We start from the raw sequence: 14,666 nt of genomic DNA, 5'->3' as shown, positions 1-14,666 counted from the left end.
GTAGTGTCATGAGTAGTGAATGAGGTTTATTTGATGAAAGTTGATATGCAATTGGATCAGGATAAATTCCGTCAGGCATGGCAAGGGTTTGCCGGTGAAAACTGGAAGCACGAGATCAACGTCCGTGATTTTATCCAGCAGAACTACACCCCCTATGAAGGTGACGAACAGTTTTTAGCAGATGCGACCGAAGCGACCACCACTTTGTGGAATAAGGTGATGGAGGGGATCTGCATTGAGAATGCCACCCACGCACCGGTCGATTTTGATACCAATATTGCCACGACCATTACTGCCCACGGGCCGGGTTATATCGAGCAGGGGCTGGAAAAGATTGTTGGCCTGCAAACCGACAAGCCCCTTAAAAGAGCGCTGCACCCGTTTGGCGGCGTAAATATGATCCGCAGCTCTTTTGAAGCATATGGCCGGGAGATGGATCCCGAATTTGAATATACCTTCAGCGAATTGCGCAAAACCCATAACCAGGGAGTGTTCGACGTCTACTCTCCCGAGATGTTGCGCTGCCGAAAATCGGGAATTTTGACCGGTTTGCCGGATGGTTACGGCCGTGGTCGCATTATCGGAGATTATCGTCGGGTCGCGCTCTATGGCATAGATTATCTAATCCGTGAGCGGGAGCTGCAGTTCGCCGATTTGCAACCGACCCTCGAGCGTGGCGAGAATCTGGAGCAGGTGATCCGTCAGCGCGAGGAGCTGGCAGAGCACAAGCGGGCACTGGTGCAGATCAAGCAGATGGCTGCCAACTACGGCTTCGATATCTCAGGGCCAGCACGCACGGCGCAGCAGGCAGTGCAGTGGCTCTACTTTGCCTATCTGGCGGCGGTGAAGTCGCAAAATGGCGGGGCCATGTCCCTCGGTCGTACTGCCACCTTCCTCGACATCTATATCGAGCGGGATCTGAAGGCGGGGCTTATCAGCGAGCAGGATGCCCAGGAGCTGGTTGATCACTTCATCATGAAGATCCGCATGGTGCGCTTCCTGCGAACTCCCGAGTTTGACTCCCTCTTCTCCGGCGATCCCATCTGGGCGACCGAGGTGATCGGTGGTATGGGGCTGGATGGTCGTACTCTGGTGACCAAGAGCTCCTTCCGTTATCTCCACACCCTCAAGACCATGGGGCCGGCGCCCGAGCCCAACCTCACCATCCTTTGGGCGGAAGGATTGCCGCGGGCCTTCAAGACCTATGCGGCCCGCGTCTCCATCGATACCTCATCCCTGCAGTATGAGAACGATGATCTGATGCGCACCGACTTCGAGAGCGATGACTACGCCATCGCTTGCTGCGTGAGCCCCATGGTGATCGGCAAGCAGATGCAGTTCTTCGGTGCCCGCGCCAACCTGGCCAAGACCCTGCTCTATTGCATCAACGGCGGGGTGGACGAGAAGCTGAAGATCCAGGTCGGCCCGAAAGTGGCGCCCATCATGGACGAGGTGCTGGATTACGAGACCGTCATGGCCAGCCTCGACAGCTTTATGGATTGGCTGGCGGTGCAGTACATCAGCGCGTTGAACCTGATCCACTACATGCACGACAAGTACAGCTATGAGGCCTCGCTGATGGCGCTGCACGATCGCGACGTCTATCGCACCATGGCCTGCGGCATTGCCGGTCTGTCGGTGGCGGTCGATTCGCTGGCGGCCATCAAGTACGCCCGGGTCAAGCCGGTGCGCGATGCTGACGGGCTGGCGGTCGATTTCGTGATTGAGGGGGAGTATCCCCAGTACGGCAACAACGACGAGCGGGCCGACTCCATCGCCTGCGATCTGGTCGAGCGCTTCATGAAGAAGATCCAGGCGCTGCCGACCTACCGCAATGCGGTACCGACCCAGTCGATCCTGACCATCACCTCCAACGTGGTCTATGGCCAGAAGACCGGCAACACCCCGGATGGCCGCCGCGCCGGTGCCCCGTTTGCCCCGGGGGCCAACCCGATGCACGGTCGGGATAGCAAGGGGGCGGTCGCTTCGCTCGCCTCGGTGGCCAAGCTGCCGTTCAAATACGCCAAGGACGGGATCTCCTACACCTTCTCCATCGTGCCGGGGGCGCTCGGCAAGGAACCCGCCAATCGCGAGAACAATCTGGTGGGGCTGATGGATGGCTACTTCCATCACGAGCGGGATGTGGAAGGGGGGCAGCACCTCAACGTCAACGTGATGAACCGCGAGATGCTGCTGGATGCCATCGACAATCCGGACAAGTACCCCAGCCTGACCATCCGGGTCTCCGGCTATGCGGTGCGCTTCAACGCCTTGACCCGCGAGCAGCAGCAGGACGTCATCTCCAGAACTTTCACCAACATGATGTAACTCTCATGCCCGGGGTGAGCAGGCTTGCTCCGGGCCTACTTTTTGTTTGTCAGCACGAGGAAGTAACAGATGCGACAGGTTATCACTACCAAAGCGGCGCCGGGCGCCATCGGCCCCTATGTGCAGGCCACCCGGATTGGCAACATCCTCTACACCTCCGGTCAGATCCCGCTGGACCCGGTGAGCGGCGACGTTGCGGAGGGGATCGAAGCGCAGACCCTGCGCTCCCTGCAAAACGTACAGGCGATTGTCGAGGCGGCAGGCGGCGAGGTGCGAAACATCTTCAAGACCACGGTGTTTGTCTCGGATCTGAACGACTTTGCTGCGGTCAACCGGGTCTACAACGACTTCTTCACCGAGCACGATGCCATGTATCCGGCTCGCTCCTGCGTAGAAGTGGCTCGGTTACCGAAGGATGTGAAGATCGAGATAGAGGCGATTGCTGCGCTGGAGTCCTGACGCGGCGATCCTTATCAATAAAAAGAGCGGCAGCTCGAGGCCTGCCGCTCTTTTTTCATCGAACCCGCCGTGCGCGATAAGGGCGCAAGGAGCAGGTCATTCTGGATCAGGCGATCCGTTCGATACGAGCCATGTAGAAGCCGTCGAAGCCGGTCTCGGACGGGCTCACGGTGTGATCGTCACGCAGACGGAAGTTTTCGTTGGCGGCGAGGAACTTGTCCACCTGCTGGCGGTTCTCCTCGGGCAGGATGGAGCAGGTTGCATAGACCAGCAGGCCGCCGACTTTCACCATCTGGCTGTAACGCTGCAGGATCTCTTCTTGCAGCGCGACCAGCACCGGCAGACGCTCGGCGGTATCACGCCACTTGGCATCCGGATTGCGCTTGAGTACGCCAAGACCGGAACAGGGCACGTCAAGCAGTACGCGGTCGGCGCTCTCTTTGAGGCGCTTGACGGTCTTGCTGCTGGTGATGACCCGGGTCTCCACGTTGTGGGCACCGGCGCGACGGGCGCGCTGCTTGAGGTTCTCCAGCTTCCACTCTTCCACATCCATTGCCAGCAGACGGCCTTTACCCTGCATCATGGCGGCGATATGCAGGGTCTTGCCACCGGCACCGGCGCAGGCGTCGATCACCCGCATGCCTGGGGCAACTTCCAAAGCGGCAGCAACCAGCTGGGAGCCAGCGTCCTGCTGTTCGAAGCAACCATCGGCAAAGGCCTTGGTACGGAACAGGGCGGCGTCAGAGGTGACCTGCAGGGCAGTCTCCACACCTTCAACCGGAATGGTGGTGACCTGCTCTTTGGCCAGCATGGCTTGCAGTTCATCACGGGTGCACTTGAGGGTGTTGACCCGCAGGTAGCGCTTGGGCATCCAGGCCAGGGCGGCACGCTCGGCAGGCCAGGCTTCACCCAGCTGCTCGCTACCCAGTTTCTCCAGCCAGCTCGGGCAACCATCCATCAATACCGGGTTCTTCTTCGCCTCGGTCAGACGGCGGCGGAATGCTTCTTCATTGAAGCGATCCAGGGTCGGGTGATTGGGCTGGGCAATTTTGTGGAAGGCGTGCCAGCTGTGCAGCAGTGGCCAGACATTCTTTTCGGCCTGACGCACCTGAATACCGGTGAGGAAACAATAGAGGCTGAGACGGCGCAGCAGGTCGCCGGTGACCAGGGCAATCCTTGCCTGTTCTTGCGGTTTGAGTTCGATGCCGGAGAAGTGACGGGCATAGGCGCGGTCGAGGGTAAGACCCTGACCGAGCACATCGTCAACAATGGCAACGACCAGATCCCCGAAACGGGGCAACAGTGGGGATTTGAGCATGAGATTAACCTTGGCCAGATAAAGATGAACCGCACCTTTGTGAAGAGGAGCAGTTCTAAAATTGACAAATCCGCGCAATGATAGGGGTTAGACGGGGTTGGCGCAACACTCCCACTCGGGAATGGTGGAAAGGGTTGCTTCAGCTTTGTATTGATGTGGCCGAATAAAAATAAAGTACAGGCCGCAATTCAGGCGATTGCATTAATACAAGGACTAAAAACAATGCATGTGACGAAATACTCTAGGGTGGCCTTGCTGGTTGCCAGCATGCTGGGCTCAACCAGCCTGATGGCCAGCGAGTGGAGCACGGTAGCCGCCAGAGCGACTGCGGAGCAAGGTTATGAGGTGCGGGCCAATCAGTTTCGAGTGGCCAAGGTGCCGCTCGACTATTTTGCCGGACTGCAAGCCGGGGTGAGTGAGCTGACCCTGCCGCTGCCCGATGGGGGGGAGGTCACCTTTGCTCTGGAAGCCTACGACTTGCTGCCTGCAGATCTTGCCGCCAAGTATCCGCAGATCCGCACCTTCAAGGGGTACAACCCGGCGCATCCGATAGAGACGGGGCGCTTCGATCTGGGGCCACAGGGTTTCCATGCCATGTTCAGCCATCAGGGCAAGATGGTGTTTGTCGATCCGCTGCGCAATGCCGAAGGGTATGCCGTCTATTACCAGCAGGATGCCCATAGTCGCCTGGAGGATGAGGCGGACAAGGTGCTTGGCCATGATGCCGACAGGGCGTTGCAGCAAAGGGTGCAGGTGGATGGTAATGTGCGTAAGCGCTACACCATCGCCATTTCGGCGACGGGGGAATATACCCGATACCACGGAGGCTCCAGGGTACTGACCATGGCGGCCATCACAACCCTGCTCAACCGGGTGAATCAGGTCTATCAACAGGATGTGGGGGCAGAGTTTGTATTGGCCAGTGGCAATGACAACCTGGTCTTTACCGATCCGGCCAGTGATCCCTTTGATAACACCAATGCGGATGCTGATCTGAACGTAGATGTGCAGGCTCAGGCGTTTGCTGCCGGGGATGTGGGGGCATTTGATATCGGCCATGTCCTCAATACTGGAGGCGGTGGTTTGGCGAGTTTGGGGGTGTTATGTGTTGATACCCTGCCACCCTATTACGCCTATGGCGCCAAGTCATCTGGCATGACGGGTTCAAAAGAACCAGTCGGTGATGCTTTCTTTATAGACTATGTGGCCCATGAAATTGGCCACCAGTTTGGTGCCGAGCATACCTTCAACGGCACGACCGGCAATTGTGGTGCGGGTAACCGTGCTGAGGAGCAAGCTTGGGAGCCGGGCAGTGGCAGCTCCATCATGGCCTATGCCGGCATCTGCGGTGAGGAGAATATCCAGCCACACAGCGATCCCTATTTCCATAGCAAGTCCATCGAGCAGATGCGAGCTCATATGGCGAGCGAATCGACCTGCGGAACCACGCTCGCGTTGAGCAATAATGCTCCGCAGGTTGCGGCCGGCAACGATTATGTGATCCCGGCCAATACGCCCTTTGCCCTGAAGGGGGCGGGGGCGGATCTGGATGGTAACCCTCTGCTCTTCAACTGGGAGCAGATCGACAAAGGCACCGAATCGAGCAGCGTCGCTACCATGGTTGACGATGGCTCCCGGCCGCTGTTTCGTTTTGTCTCTCCCACGGCATCGCCGGAGCGGATCCTGCCGAGTTTGCCATCCCTGCTCTCCGGCACGCTTGCCAAAGGAGAGGCCTGGCCGACCACCAACCGGGATCTCAATTTCAGACTGACGGTGCGAGATGGTCAGGGTGGCGTTGCCAGCGATGACATGAAGGTGCAGGTGGTCAATACCGGCACAGCATTTCGCATCACCAGCCCAATTTCCGGGGTCACCCTCACGCCCGGGGGGAGTCAGTCACTGACATGGGACGTGGCTGGCACCACGTTGCCACCCATCAGTTGCAGCAAGGTGGATATATCTGTAACCCAGGACGAGGGTGCTAGCTGGGCACTCCTCGTCTCCAGCCAGCCCAACAGCGGCTCTGCCACAGTGACCCTGCCGGGCAACCTCACCAGCAGTGTCAGGCTGAAAGTGGCTTGCAGCGACAACATCTTCTTTGCCATCAGTCCCCTCAAATTGCCTCTGGTGCAAGGTGGCTCTAATTCAGGTGGCGGTGGTGGTGGCGGGGTGCTCGGATTGTGGACGCTAGCACTGGCGCTGCTTGGCTGGCAACGGAGGCGCACATGAGGGGAATCCCCCTGTTGCTGCTTGCCATGCTCGGCGGTTGTCGGGTCGATGCCAGCACCCTGGAGCAGGAGCTGAGTGCAAACCTTGCCAGGCAGGATTACCGCCTCATCGTGATCGCGGGGCGGGGAGAGTTCGCCCCCGGTATTGCAGCCGAGCAGCAGGCAGAGGCCAAGGCGCGCTGTGGCAAGCGTTATCTGGATGGATTGGGCGATGTGATAAGGCCCGGCCAGCACGAAACGCATGCCAAACTGAGTGCCTACGCCAGCGAGTTTAACCGGCGCATGGTGATTCATTGCCCGATAGCATCGGGCGCGGATAAGCAGTAATACGCCAACGAACCAATCCAAATGGGGGGATATTCAGCCCCCTATCTATCCGTGAAGGCGCCAATGGCGCCTTCACTTTTTTCCGTTGTTGAATGGGGTCAGTCTGTATCGCCTGAGATGGGGAGCGTGGGTGTAGCACGATGTCTCAGCGTGACAGAAGTTTTGTGCGAATTTTCTTTTCTGTCTGTCACGCAGATCGTCAATTGACGCTGCACCATACTTGTTGTCACCAGGGTAGGGCAAGGAGGCTCTATGAAGCATGGCATTGCGGTGATTATCACCAGTTTGTCTGTTCAGGTTGCAGCAGAACCACAGTGGACCTTCATGGATGAAAACTTGGAAAGGGGAGGGATCTATGATGTGCGAGCTGAAAAGGTCAGAGTGGTGGTTCCTGACAAGCCTTTTGAGCCCGGGCATCTCGCCAGTGTGTTGACTTTGCCACTGCCGGATGGCACTACGGTGCAGTTTGATGTTCATCCCAATGCCTTGCTCCCGGAGCCTTTGGCCCAGCGCTACCCTTCTATCAATACTTACAGTGGGAAGGCTATCGATCGGGCGGCGGATACAGGCCGATTTGATGTCACCATACATGGTTTTCACGGTATGTTTACCCATCAGGGGCGTACCTTTTATGTCGATCCGCTTCAGGACGGTTTCTCTTATGCCGTTTATGAACAGCAAGATGCCTGGCGGCGACAGGATGTGGATCAGGTGATTGATCCTCATGGTATCGAGCGTGAGCGAGCTGTGCTGGTCGATGGCAATTTGCGCAAGCGCTACACTATCGCTATCTCGGCAACCGGGGAATATACCCAGTATCACGGTGGTACCAAGGTTGCAGCACTCTCGGCGATTGCAACACTGCTTAATCGGGTCAATGAAGTCTATCGCCGTGATGTGGGGGCCGAGTTTCAGCTTGCAGCTGATACGGATAATGTGATTTTCACCGATCCTGCGACGGATCCTTTCACCAACTCGACCCAGGATATCGCAATCAACCAGACCCAACAGGGGGTGTTGCTCAATCCTTCTTTTGATCTGGGCCATCTGCTGGCGACATCAGGCGGCGGGGTGGCGACCCTGAGATCTTTATGCAACCCTTTCAGCCGTTCACGGGGCATGACCGGAGGCTCACAGCCTATCGGTGATGCATTCTTTATTGATTATGTGGCTCACGAATTGGGGCACCAGCTGGGGGCAGAGCACTCCTTCAATGGCATGGCCGACAGTTGTGCCACGGGTCGCAAGGCTAGCTCAGCCTGGGAACCGGGCAGTGGCTCGACCATCATGGCCTATGCCGGGATCTGTGGTGAGGAGAATCTGCAGGTTAACAGCACACCTTTCTTTCACAGCAAGTCGATCGAGCAGATGCGGGCTCTGATGGCCTCTCTGCCCTCCTGCGGCACCGACCTGGCGCTTGCCAATAACGCGCCGGTTGTGGATGCGGGGGGCGATAGGGTGATCCCCGCCAATACGCCTTTCACTCTTGTCGGTAGTGCGCTGGATCTGGATGGAGATGCCTTGAGTTACACCTGGGAGCAGGTGGATCTGGGCAACGCATCCAGCAGTTTGGCCACCATGGTGGATGATGGGTCACGCCCGCTGTTTCGCTTTGTCTCGCCAACTTCGGATCCCCGCCGAACCTTGCCTGCCATGAGCTCGCTGATCACGGGTGTGCTGGCCAAAGGGGAGGCGTGGCCAGCGACCAATCGCAATCTCCAGTTCCGCCTTACCGTACGTGATGGTCAGGGGGCGGTCAGCAGTGATGAGATGGTGGTGCAGGTGATCAATACCGGCGCGGCATTTGCCATCACAGCCCCGCAGATTGGCGCCATGGTGGCGGGTAGCACTCAGCTAGTGACATGGAATGTTGCTGGGACCGATCAGCCTCCTATCAACTGTCCCAGCGTGGATTTGGCACTGACACAGAATGGCGGTTCTAGCTGGACTACGCTGGCAAGCGGGCTTGTCAATAACGGTTCGGCCAGTGTGGTGTTGCCTGCACCGTTGATCAGCACGGCTAGGCTGAAGCTGGCATGCAGCAATAATATTTTTTTCTCTATCAATGGGATAAGAGGTAATGCGTCGGCCACTACGGAAAGTGCAACTGTCATTACCGACAACAATACGGGTGGCGGCGGCGGTGGTGGTGCGGTGAGTATCATTGTGATCATCCTGATGGGAGGTGCAGCCGGATGGCGCAGGTATTACGGTTAGCCGTCAGTTTGCTGTTTCTGCATATCTGCGCAGCGCCTGTTGTGGCCGCATCACTGACCGAGGCAATAGATGAGAGTCTTGCTGCTCAGGATTATCGGCTCATCGTGCGCGGCGGGCGTGGCGGCATGGCCCCGGGGGTTGTGGAGTCATTGCAAGCAGAAGCGAGAACCCGGTGCGGAGTCCGTTATCTGAAAGGGTTCGGCGATGTGATTGAGATGGGCAAGGAGGCGGAGTTTGAGCAGCGGATTGACTATGCCACCCGATATAACCGACAGATGCTGGAAAGGTGCATGCCGGAGGCGATTCAGAGGTAATAGTTTGCAGGTAAACACAGCGGGGAGGCAGTTGCCTCCCCGCTGTGTTATGGCTTGTCACTGACAGATGAGCGGAGCACAATGCCTGCGTCACTCTCTTGATGGTCGTGGAACCATTATTTATTTGAAGGAAAATCAAGATGATGGATGTTGCTGATCTGCGCCGTGAATACTCCCGTGGCGGGCTGCACCGGGCCGATCTGCCGGCCGAGCCGCTGGCGCTGTTCGAGAAGTGGTTGGCGCAGGCCTGTGAGGCCAAACTGACCGATCCCACCGCCATGGTGGTAGCGACGGTGGATGCCGATGGTCAGCCCTGGCAGCGCACTGTGCTGCTCAAGCACTACGACGCCCAGGGGATGGTCTTTTACACCAACATGGGTAGCCGTAAGGCGCAGCAGCTGGAAGGCAATCCTCGAATCAGCCTGCTCTTCCCCTGGCACACGCTGGACAGACAGGTTCATGTGACCGGTCGGGTGGAGAAGATGAGCACCTTCGAGGTGATGAAGTATTTCCACAGCCGTCCCAAGGATAGCCAGATCGCTGCCTGGGTCTCCAAGCAGTCGACCCGCATCTCGGCCCGCGGCGTGCTGGAGGCCAAGTTCCTCGAGCTCAAGCAGAAGTTCGCCAATGGCGAAGTGCCGCTGCCGAGCTTCTGGGGCGGATTCCGGGTAGTGATCGAGACAGTGGAGTTCTGGCAGGGGGGCGAGCACCGACTGCACGACCGCTTCTACTACACCCGCGAAGGGGATGGCTGGCATATCGAGCGTCTGGCTCCCTGATCGCGCTGTTCAAATCTGTTTTCACAAGGAGTGTGTATGCGTCTGTATGGTGATCTGCGTTCCGGCAACTGCTACAAGGTGTGGCTGCTGGCCCGCTGGCTGGAGTTGCCCCTTGAGTGGGTTGAGGTGGATATTCAGGCGGGGGATACCCGTACCCCCGCATTTCTGGCCATGAACCCCAACGGCAAGATCCCGGTGCTGGAGATTGGCCAGGGCGATACGCTGGCGGAATCCAACGCCATCCTCTTCTATCTGGGGCAAGGCAGTACCTTGTGGCCAACCGAGCCGCGCCAGCAGGCCGAGGTGCTCAAATGGATGTTCTTTGAGCAGTACAGCCATGAGCCCTACATCGCGGTGGCCCGCTTTATCGTTCACTATCTCGGCCGACCCGAGTCGCAGGAGGCGCGGCTCGACGGTCTGAAAGCCGGTGGCGAGAAGGCGCTGGCGGTAATGGAGCAGCAGCTGAAACAGAGCCCCTACCTGTGCGGTGATGCGCCGACCATCGCCGATATCGCCCTTTATGCCTACACCCATGTGGCAGAGGAGGGGATCTTCTCTCTGCAGGGGTGGCCCGCTATCCGTAGCTGGATCGCCCGTATCGAAGCCCATCCCCGTCACCTGACGCTGCCAGCGGCCTGTCAGGCCAGCTGATGGAACTGCTGATCGAGGCCAGTCTGTGGCAACCGCAGTGGGCTGCGCTGTTGCTGCACTGGCAGCAGCAAGGTCATCGCTGGCAGCTGCTGCTGGGCAAAGAGGCGGCGGCCGCCCTCGATCAAACCGATGCACCCTGGGCGAGCAGCCCTCCAGACGGGGTGTTCTGCCCGGGAGCCCTGCTGGCTGCCTGGCTCGATGGGGATCTGCTGGTGGATTTTCATGTTGATCCCAGCCGCCAGATCCTGATCAGCGCCTCTACTTCCCTATTGACCCTCGCCAGGGAGCAGGGACTGCTCACCCTTGGCCCTGTGGGGGCCGATCTGCCGCTCACCCCCGAGACCGATTTGGGCGCCGTGCTTAATCGCCTGCTGGCGCTCCGCGTGACGGTGCCGACCCTGGCTGAGGGGCATTTGCTATCAGGTGTCGTATTGCGACCACTGCAGGCCGCCGATGAGCGCGAGATAGTGCGCTACTGCAGCGACGAGGCGCTGGCGCGCTACACCCTCAATATTCCTCACCCCTATCCGCCGGAGGGGGCCCGCGACTGGCTGGCCCTCAGCTGGCGCAAGGCGGCGCTTGGCCTTGGCTGGAGCTGGGCCATCACCTTGCCAGAGGAGCAAGGTGCGGCGTTGCTTGGGGTGATCTCCCTGCACTGGAATGGCGAACTGGCCTGGTGGGTGGGCGTGCCCTGGCAGAATCGCGGTCTGGCGACCCGGGCAGCAAGCTTGGTCAAAGCGTTCGCCCTTGACCAACTGCAACTGCCAGCGCTGACGGCTCGCCATATGCCAGACAATTTAGCCTCCGGCCGGGTGATGGCAAAAGTGGGCATGCACTATCGCGGGCGGCGCCATATCAGCGGTCGCCAGTCGTGTGAGGTGAGCTACTGGCGGCTGGATCGCCCCCTCTCCTTGCCAGCCCCTTTACTTGATGAGATTGATCATTGGCTGGCGGATGAGCGGATCGCCGTGGTGATCCTGCGCGATCCTGTAACGTTGGATCGGCAGAGTACCAACGGCAAGCTGGCTATCTCGCTCTTTGTGGATGAGAGGGGCGCGGGGGAGGTGTCCTGCTCTATTCGCTGCCCGCCGCATCTTGAGAGGTCTCTGGAGCTGCACTTTTACCCCGTCGAACTGCTGGAGCAGGCCGAACCGGAGCTGTTGTCCCATCTTGGCGGCGTCTTGCTGAAAGACAGGGATGAACAGGGGCTGGCGTGGCTGCTGCAACTGGCCGCGCTGCAGCGGCAGGGGCCAGCGCTGCTCAGCCGCGAGGAGCGCGCATCACGGCTCCACTGGTTCAACCAATTGATGGCGCAGGCGCTGGGCGGCAACGGTGACTCGTCGCAGATACGCTATCAGCAGTTACGGCTGCTGGTGGAGCTGCCGGAGCTGGTCGATGAGCTGGATGGTTGTTGGCATCAAACGCCCGAACTGACCTTTGAGCGGTTGGCGCGGGAGGCTCCCGCCCTCTGGCTTGCCTACCGGGAGGCGATGAACAGGGTCACCCCGGCGACGCTAACCGCCTTGCAGCAGCAGTTTGCAGCTCGTTTTCCTGAGTGCACCCTCCCATTTTTGGACAAAGGTACTCAGAGTGACCAGCCGTTATGTGGAATAATGCCTGCTCTGCTGTACGAGGAGTAATACCTGATGTTGAGAACCGAGCGCCCCGGTGACATGCTGCCGGTCTATGAGCTGCTGAGTGCCGCCTTCGGTCGTTCCGATGAGGCCGAACTGGTCAACCGCCTGCGCGAATGTGGTGCTGCCGTGGTGACCATGGTCGAAGAGGAAGAGTACGAGTTCATGGGGCACCTGATGCTAAGCCCGATCACCATTAACGGCATGGAAGGGCCTTGGCTCGGTCTGGCGCCGGTCGCGGTTCATCCCGACTGGCAAGGCCAGGGGATTGGCTCGGATCTTATCCGTGAAGGGCTTGATACGGCGCTCGAGATGGACTGGAAAGGGGTGGTTGTACTCGGGGATCCGGCCTATTACAGCCGTTTCGGTTTCCGCCCGGCCAGCGAGTTTGGCCTGCACTGCATCTATGAGGTGCCTGCCGACTGCTTTATGGCGATGGAGCTGCAGGAGCGCGGTTTTTCGGGTGTGCAGGGTGAGGTGCTCTATCACCCCCTGTTTGATGAACTCCCCGACGAGCTGCCGGACGCGCAGGCAGAAGTGTCCCATTTATAGCGAGACGTCGCAGCGACAAGCCATAACGAAAAAGCCCTCATCGAGGGCTTTTTCGTCTTGTATTGGTCCCTGCCGGGCTTATTCGAGCAAATTGGCTCAGGCAATGATGTCGAGCTGGGTGCCCTTGCGATTATCTTCGCCCACCATGTCACCCATCTGCTGGGCGAGCGGGCTCTGCTGGAATTGCATGTAGTCGCTCAGATTCTGCTGGCGCTGGTAGCGATTGGCCGCCTGATAGAGTTCCGCTGTGCTCGGGCCCGACTTGCTGTCGCTCTCCTGACCGCTGGCCTCCAGGTAGCGCTCCACCACGGCCTTATCTTGCTGGTTGGCCGTATAAGAGACCGCCAGAGTTCTGCGAGCCGTTGCTTTCTCTTCGCTCTGCGCCTGCACTTCATCCTTCTTGGCCAGTGCTTCGTTACGGGCCTGACTGACCTGCTCGGGTGTGACAGTCGGAGAGGAGGGGTATTTGCCGTAATCGGGCAGCGGCATGGGTCGGGAGGTGATTTGCATGGTGGCGCTTCTCTTTTGAACAGGGACGGACGCATGATACTCATCGATCTTAGTTCAATAAATCACCACTTGTCGGTTCATCAAGAGTGGGTTCAGTTTCGCGCATCGATTGTTAATTGAACCGTATCTGAGTGACAAAAAAGGCGCCATAAGGAGCCTTTTTGTCGTTCAGTCATCGCTGGATCAGTTGAAGAACCAGTACCCGCGGTTGACGAGACGGGTCAGCAGTTGCAGGAAACCGGCCTGATCGGCCAGCTCCACCATATCGGCTTGAGTGATGATGTCTTTGTCACACAACAGCGAAATGGCGGCCGCGTCTTCGCTCTGCAGGGTCCAGGCTTCGCCGTCGATGAAGCACTGCTGGCTTTCGCCGCTAAACCAGACGGTGCGCAGACCCGGCACCTTGATGGCTGGCTCGCCCTGGGTCAGCAGGTCGGCCACTTCCTCGGCGCTGTAGTCCGGCTCGACCGGATTGACGTCCAGATCGTGCTTGGCCTCGGAGATCATGGTGCCGAACCACTCCTTGAACAGAGTCTCGTCATCGAGGGCCTGCTGCATCAGCTCGCGCAGACGGTGCAGCTCGTGGGGCTGGATCTCGCCGTGACGGGCGCGGGGCTTGAGATCTGCATCGCCGTAACGCTCGGTACGCACCTCGTTGTCGATCAGGTGATCGGCAAAGGAGGAGATAAGCGCCTTGGCATCCGGCGCGCGGAAGCCCACCGAGAAGTTCATGGAGGGCTCGATGGCGTAGCCTTCGTGGGGGAATCCGGGCGGAATGTAGAGAATGTCACCCGGCTCCATGATGACGTCGATGATCGCCTCGAACGGCTCGCAGTGCAGCAGGGCGGCGTGGGCGGCAAACTCGTTGAGCGGCTTGGCATCGCCAACCCGCCAGTGGCGTTTGCCCAGACCCTGGGTGATAAACACATCGTAATTGTCGATGTGGGGGCCGACACCCGCATGGGGGGTGGAGAAGCTCACCATCACATCGTCAAAGCGCCAGCCCGGAATGAACTGGAACGGCACCGCCAGCTCGTTCACCTCGGGAGCCCAGTGGTTGCAAGCCTGTACCAGAATGGTCCAGTTCTCTTCGCCCAGATGGTCGTAGGATTCGAAGGGGCCGTGGGCAGCATCCCACTTGCCGTCGAAACGGGTGACGAGGCGGGACTCTACCACCTCTTCCATGGCCAGACCCGCCAGCTCGTCCGGGCTGATGGGATCCTGAAAGTCCTTGAAGCCACCCTTGATAAGGAGCGGGCGCTTCTGCCAGTAGTGCTCAAGGAAGTGAGCGATATCCAGATTGAGTTCGTACATGCTGTTTCTCGTGTCTCGCAAAGAGGTTTTGCCCA

Annotated in this window: 13 protein-coding genes; 10 read left to right on the top strand and 3 right to left on the bottom strand. The window is 58.9% G+C overall.

Annotation, left to right across the window (positions count from 1 at the left end):
* Nucleotides 1-33 precede the first annotated feature (33 nt).
* Complete coding sequence (gene pflB, locus G5287_RS10565) at nt 34-2,328, top strand: formate C-acetyltransferase (RefSeq protein ID WP_421231258.1); 2,295 nt, start codon at nt 34-36, stop codon at nt 2,326-2,328.
* 69 nt (nt 2,329-2,397) lie between these two features.
* A complete protein-coding gene (locus G5287_RS10560) occupies nt 2,398-2,787 on the top strand; it encodes a RidA family protein (RefSeq protein WP_227341070.1) in 390 nt (129 codons plus the stop codon).
* A 106-nt stretch (nt 2,788-2,893) separates the two neighbouring features.
* Here the strand turns inward: G5287_RS10560 and G5287_RS10555 are convergent, their stop codons facing one another.
* On the bottom strand, nt 2,894-4,105 hold the full coding sequence (locus G5287_RS10555) for an RsmB/NOP family class I SAM-dependent RNA methyltransferase (RefSeq protein ID WP_047434271.1): 1,212 nt from the start codon (nt 4,103-4,105) through the stop codon (nt 2,894-2,896).
* 222 nt (nt 4,106-4,327) lie between these two features.
* Here G5287_RS10555 and G5287_RS10550 point away from each other — a divergent pair, with 222 nt between their 5' ends.
* The 8 genes from G5287_RS10550 to G5287_RS10515 all read left to right on the top strand — a co-directional run bounded on the left by G5287_RS10550 (nt 4,328) and on the right by G5287_RS10515 (nt 12,807).
* Nucleotides 4,328-6,334, top strand: a complete 2,007-nt coding sequence (locus G5287_RS10550; protein ID WP_227341069.1) for a reprolysin-like metallopeptidase — start codon at nt 4,328-4,330, stop codon at nt 6,332-6,334.
* Complete coding sequence (locus tag G5287_RS10545) at nt 6,331-6,660, top strand: hypothetical protein (RefSeq protein WP_227341068.1); 330 nt, start codon at nt 6,331-6,333, stop codon at nt 6,658-6,660. The genes G5287_RS10550 and G5287_RS10545 overlap by 4 nt, the downstream gene beginning before the upstream one ends.
* Nucleotides 6,661-6,912: 252 nt before the next feature.
* On the top strand, nt 6,913-8,877 hold the full coding sequence (locus tag G5287_RS10540; protein WP_421231257.1) for a reprolysin-like metallopeptidase: 1,965 nt from the start codon (nt 6,913-6,915) through the stop codon (nt 8,875-8,877).
* Nucleotides 8,856-9,191, top strand: a complete 336-nt coding sequence (locus tag G5287_RS10535; protein ID WP_227341066.1) for a hypothetical protein — start codon at nt 8,856-8,858, stop codon at nt 9,189-9,191. The genes G5287_RS10540 and G5287_RS10535 overlap by 22 nt, the downstream gene beginning before the upstream one ends.
* Nucleotides 9,192-9,331: 140 nt before the next feature.
* On the top strand, nt 9,332-9,970 hold the full coding sequence (gene pdxH / locus G5287_RS10530) for a pyridoxamine 5'-phosphate oxidase (protein ID WP_013723557.1): 639 nt from the start codon (nt 9,332-9,334) through the stop codon (nt 9,968-9,970).
* Between the two features lie 36 nt (nt 9,971-10,006).
* On the top strand, nt 10,007-10,621 hold the full coding sequence (locus G5287_RS10525) for a glutathione S-transferase family protein (RefSeq protein ID WP_323912678.1): 615 nt from the start codon (nt 10,007-10,009) through the stop codon (nt 10,619-10,621).
* The gene (locus G5287_RS10520) at nt 10,621-12,261 is read left to right on the top strand and encodes a GNAT family N-acetyltransferase (RefSeq protein ID WP_421231256.1); all 1,641 of its coding nucleotides are present in this window, start codon (nt 10,621-10,623) and stop codon (nt 12,259-12,261) included. The genes G5287_RS10525 and G5287_RS10520 overlap by 1 nt, the downstream gene beginning before the upstream one ends.
* A 6-nt stretch (nt 12,262-12,267) precedes the next feature.
* On the top strand, nt 12,268-12,807 hold the full coding sequence (locus G5287_RS10515; RefSeq protein ID WP_167556828.1) for a GNAT family N-acetyltransferase: 540 nt from the start codon (nt 12,268-12,270) through the stop codon (nt 12,805-12,807).
* 96 nt (nt 12,808-12,903) lie between these two features.
* Here G5287_RS10515 and G5287_RS10510 read toward each other — a convergent pair whose 3' ends face one another.
* Together G5287_RS10510 and G5287_RS10505 are read right to left on the bottom strand one after the other, a co-directional pair.
* Entirely contained in the window at nt 12,904-13,317 is a 414-nt protein-coding gene (locus G5287_RS10510; protein ID WP_266134046.1) for a hypothetical protein, read from the bottom strand.
* Nucleotides 13,318-13,500: 183 nt separating this feature from the next.
* Nucleotides 13,501-14,631 (bottom strand): cupin domain-containing protein, encoded by a 1,131-nt coding sequence (locus G5287_RS10505; RefSeq protein WP_005353621.1) that lies wholly within the window; start codon nt 14,629-14,631, stop codon nt 13,501-13,503.
* Between the last annotated feature and the right edge of the window lie 35 nt (nt 14,632-14,666).

Source organism: Aeromonas sp. 603079 (assembly GCF_049172135.1).
Classification (GTDB): Bacteria; Pseudomonadota; Gammaproteobacteria; order Enterobacterales; family Aeromonadaceae; genus Aeromonas; species Aeromonas veronii.
The sequence above is the reverse complement of the archived record's forward strand: the minus strand, read 5'-3'. Positions and strand labels throughout refer to the sequence as shown.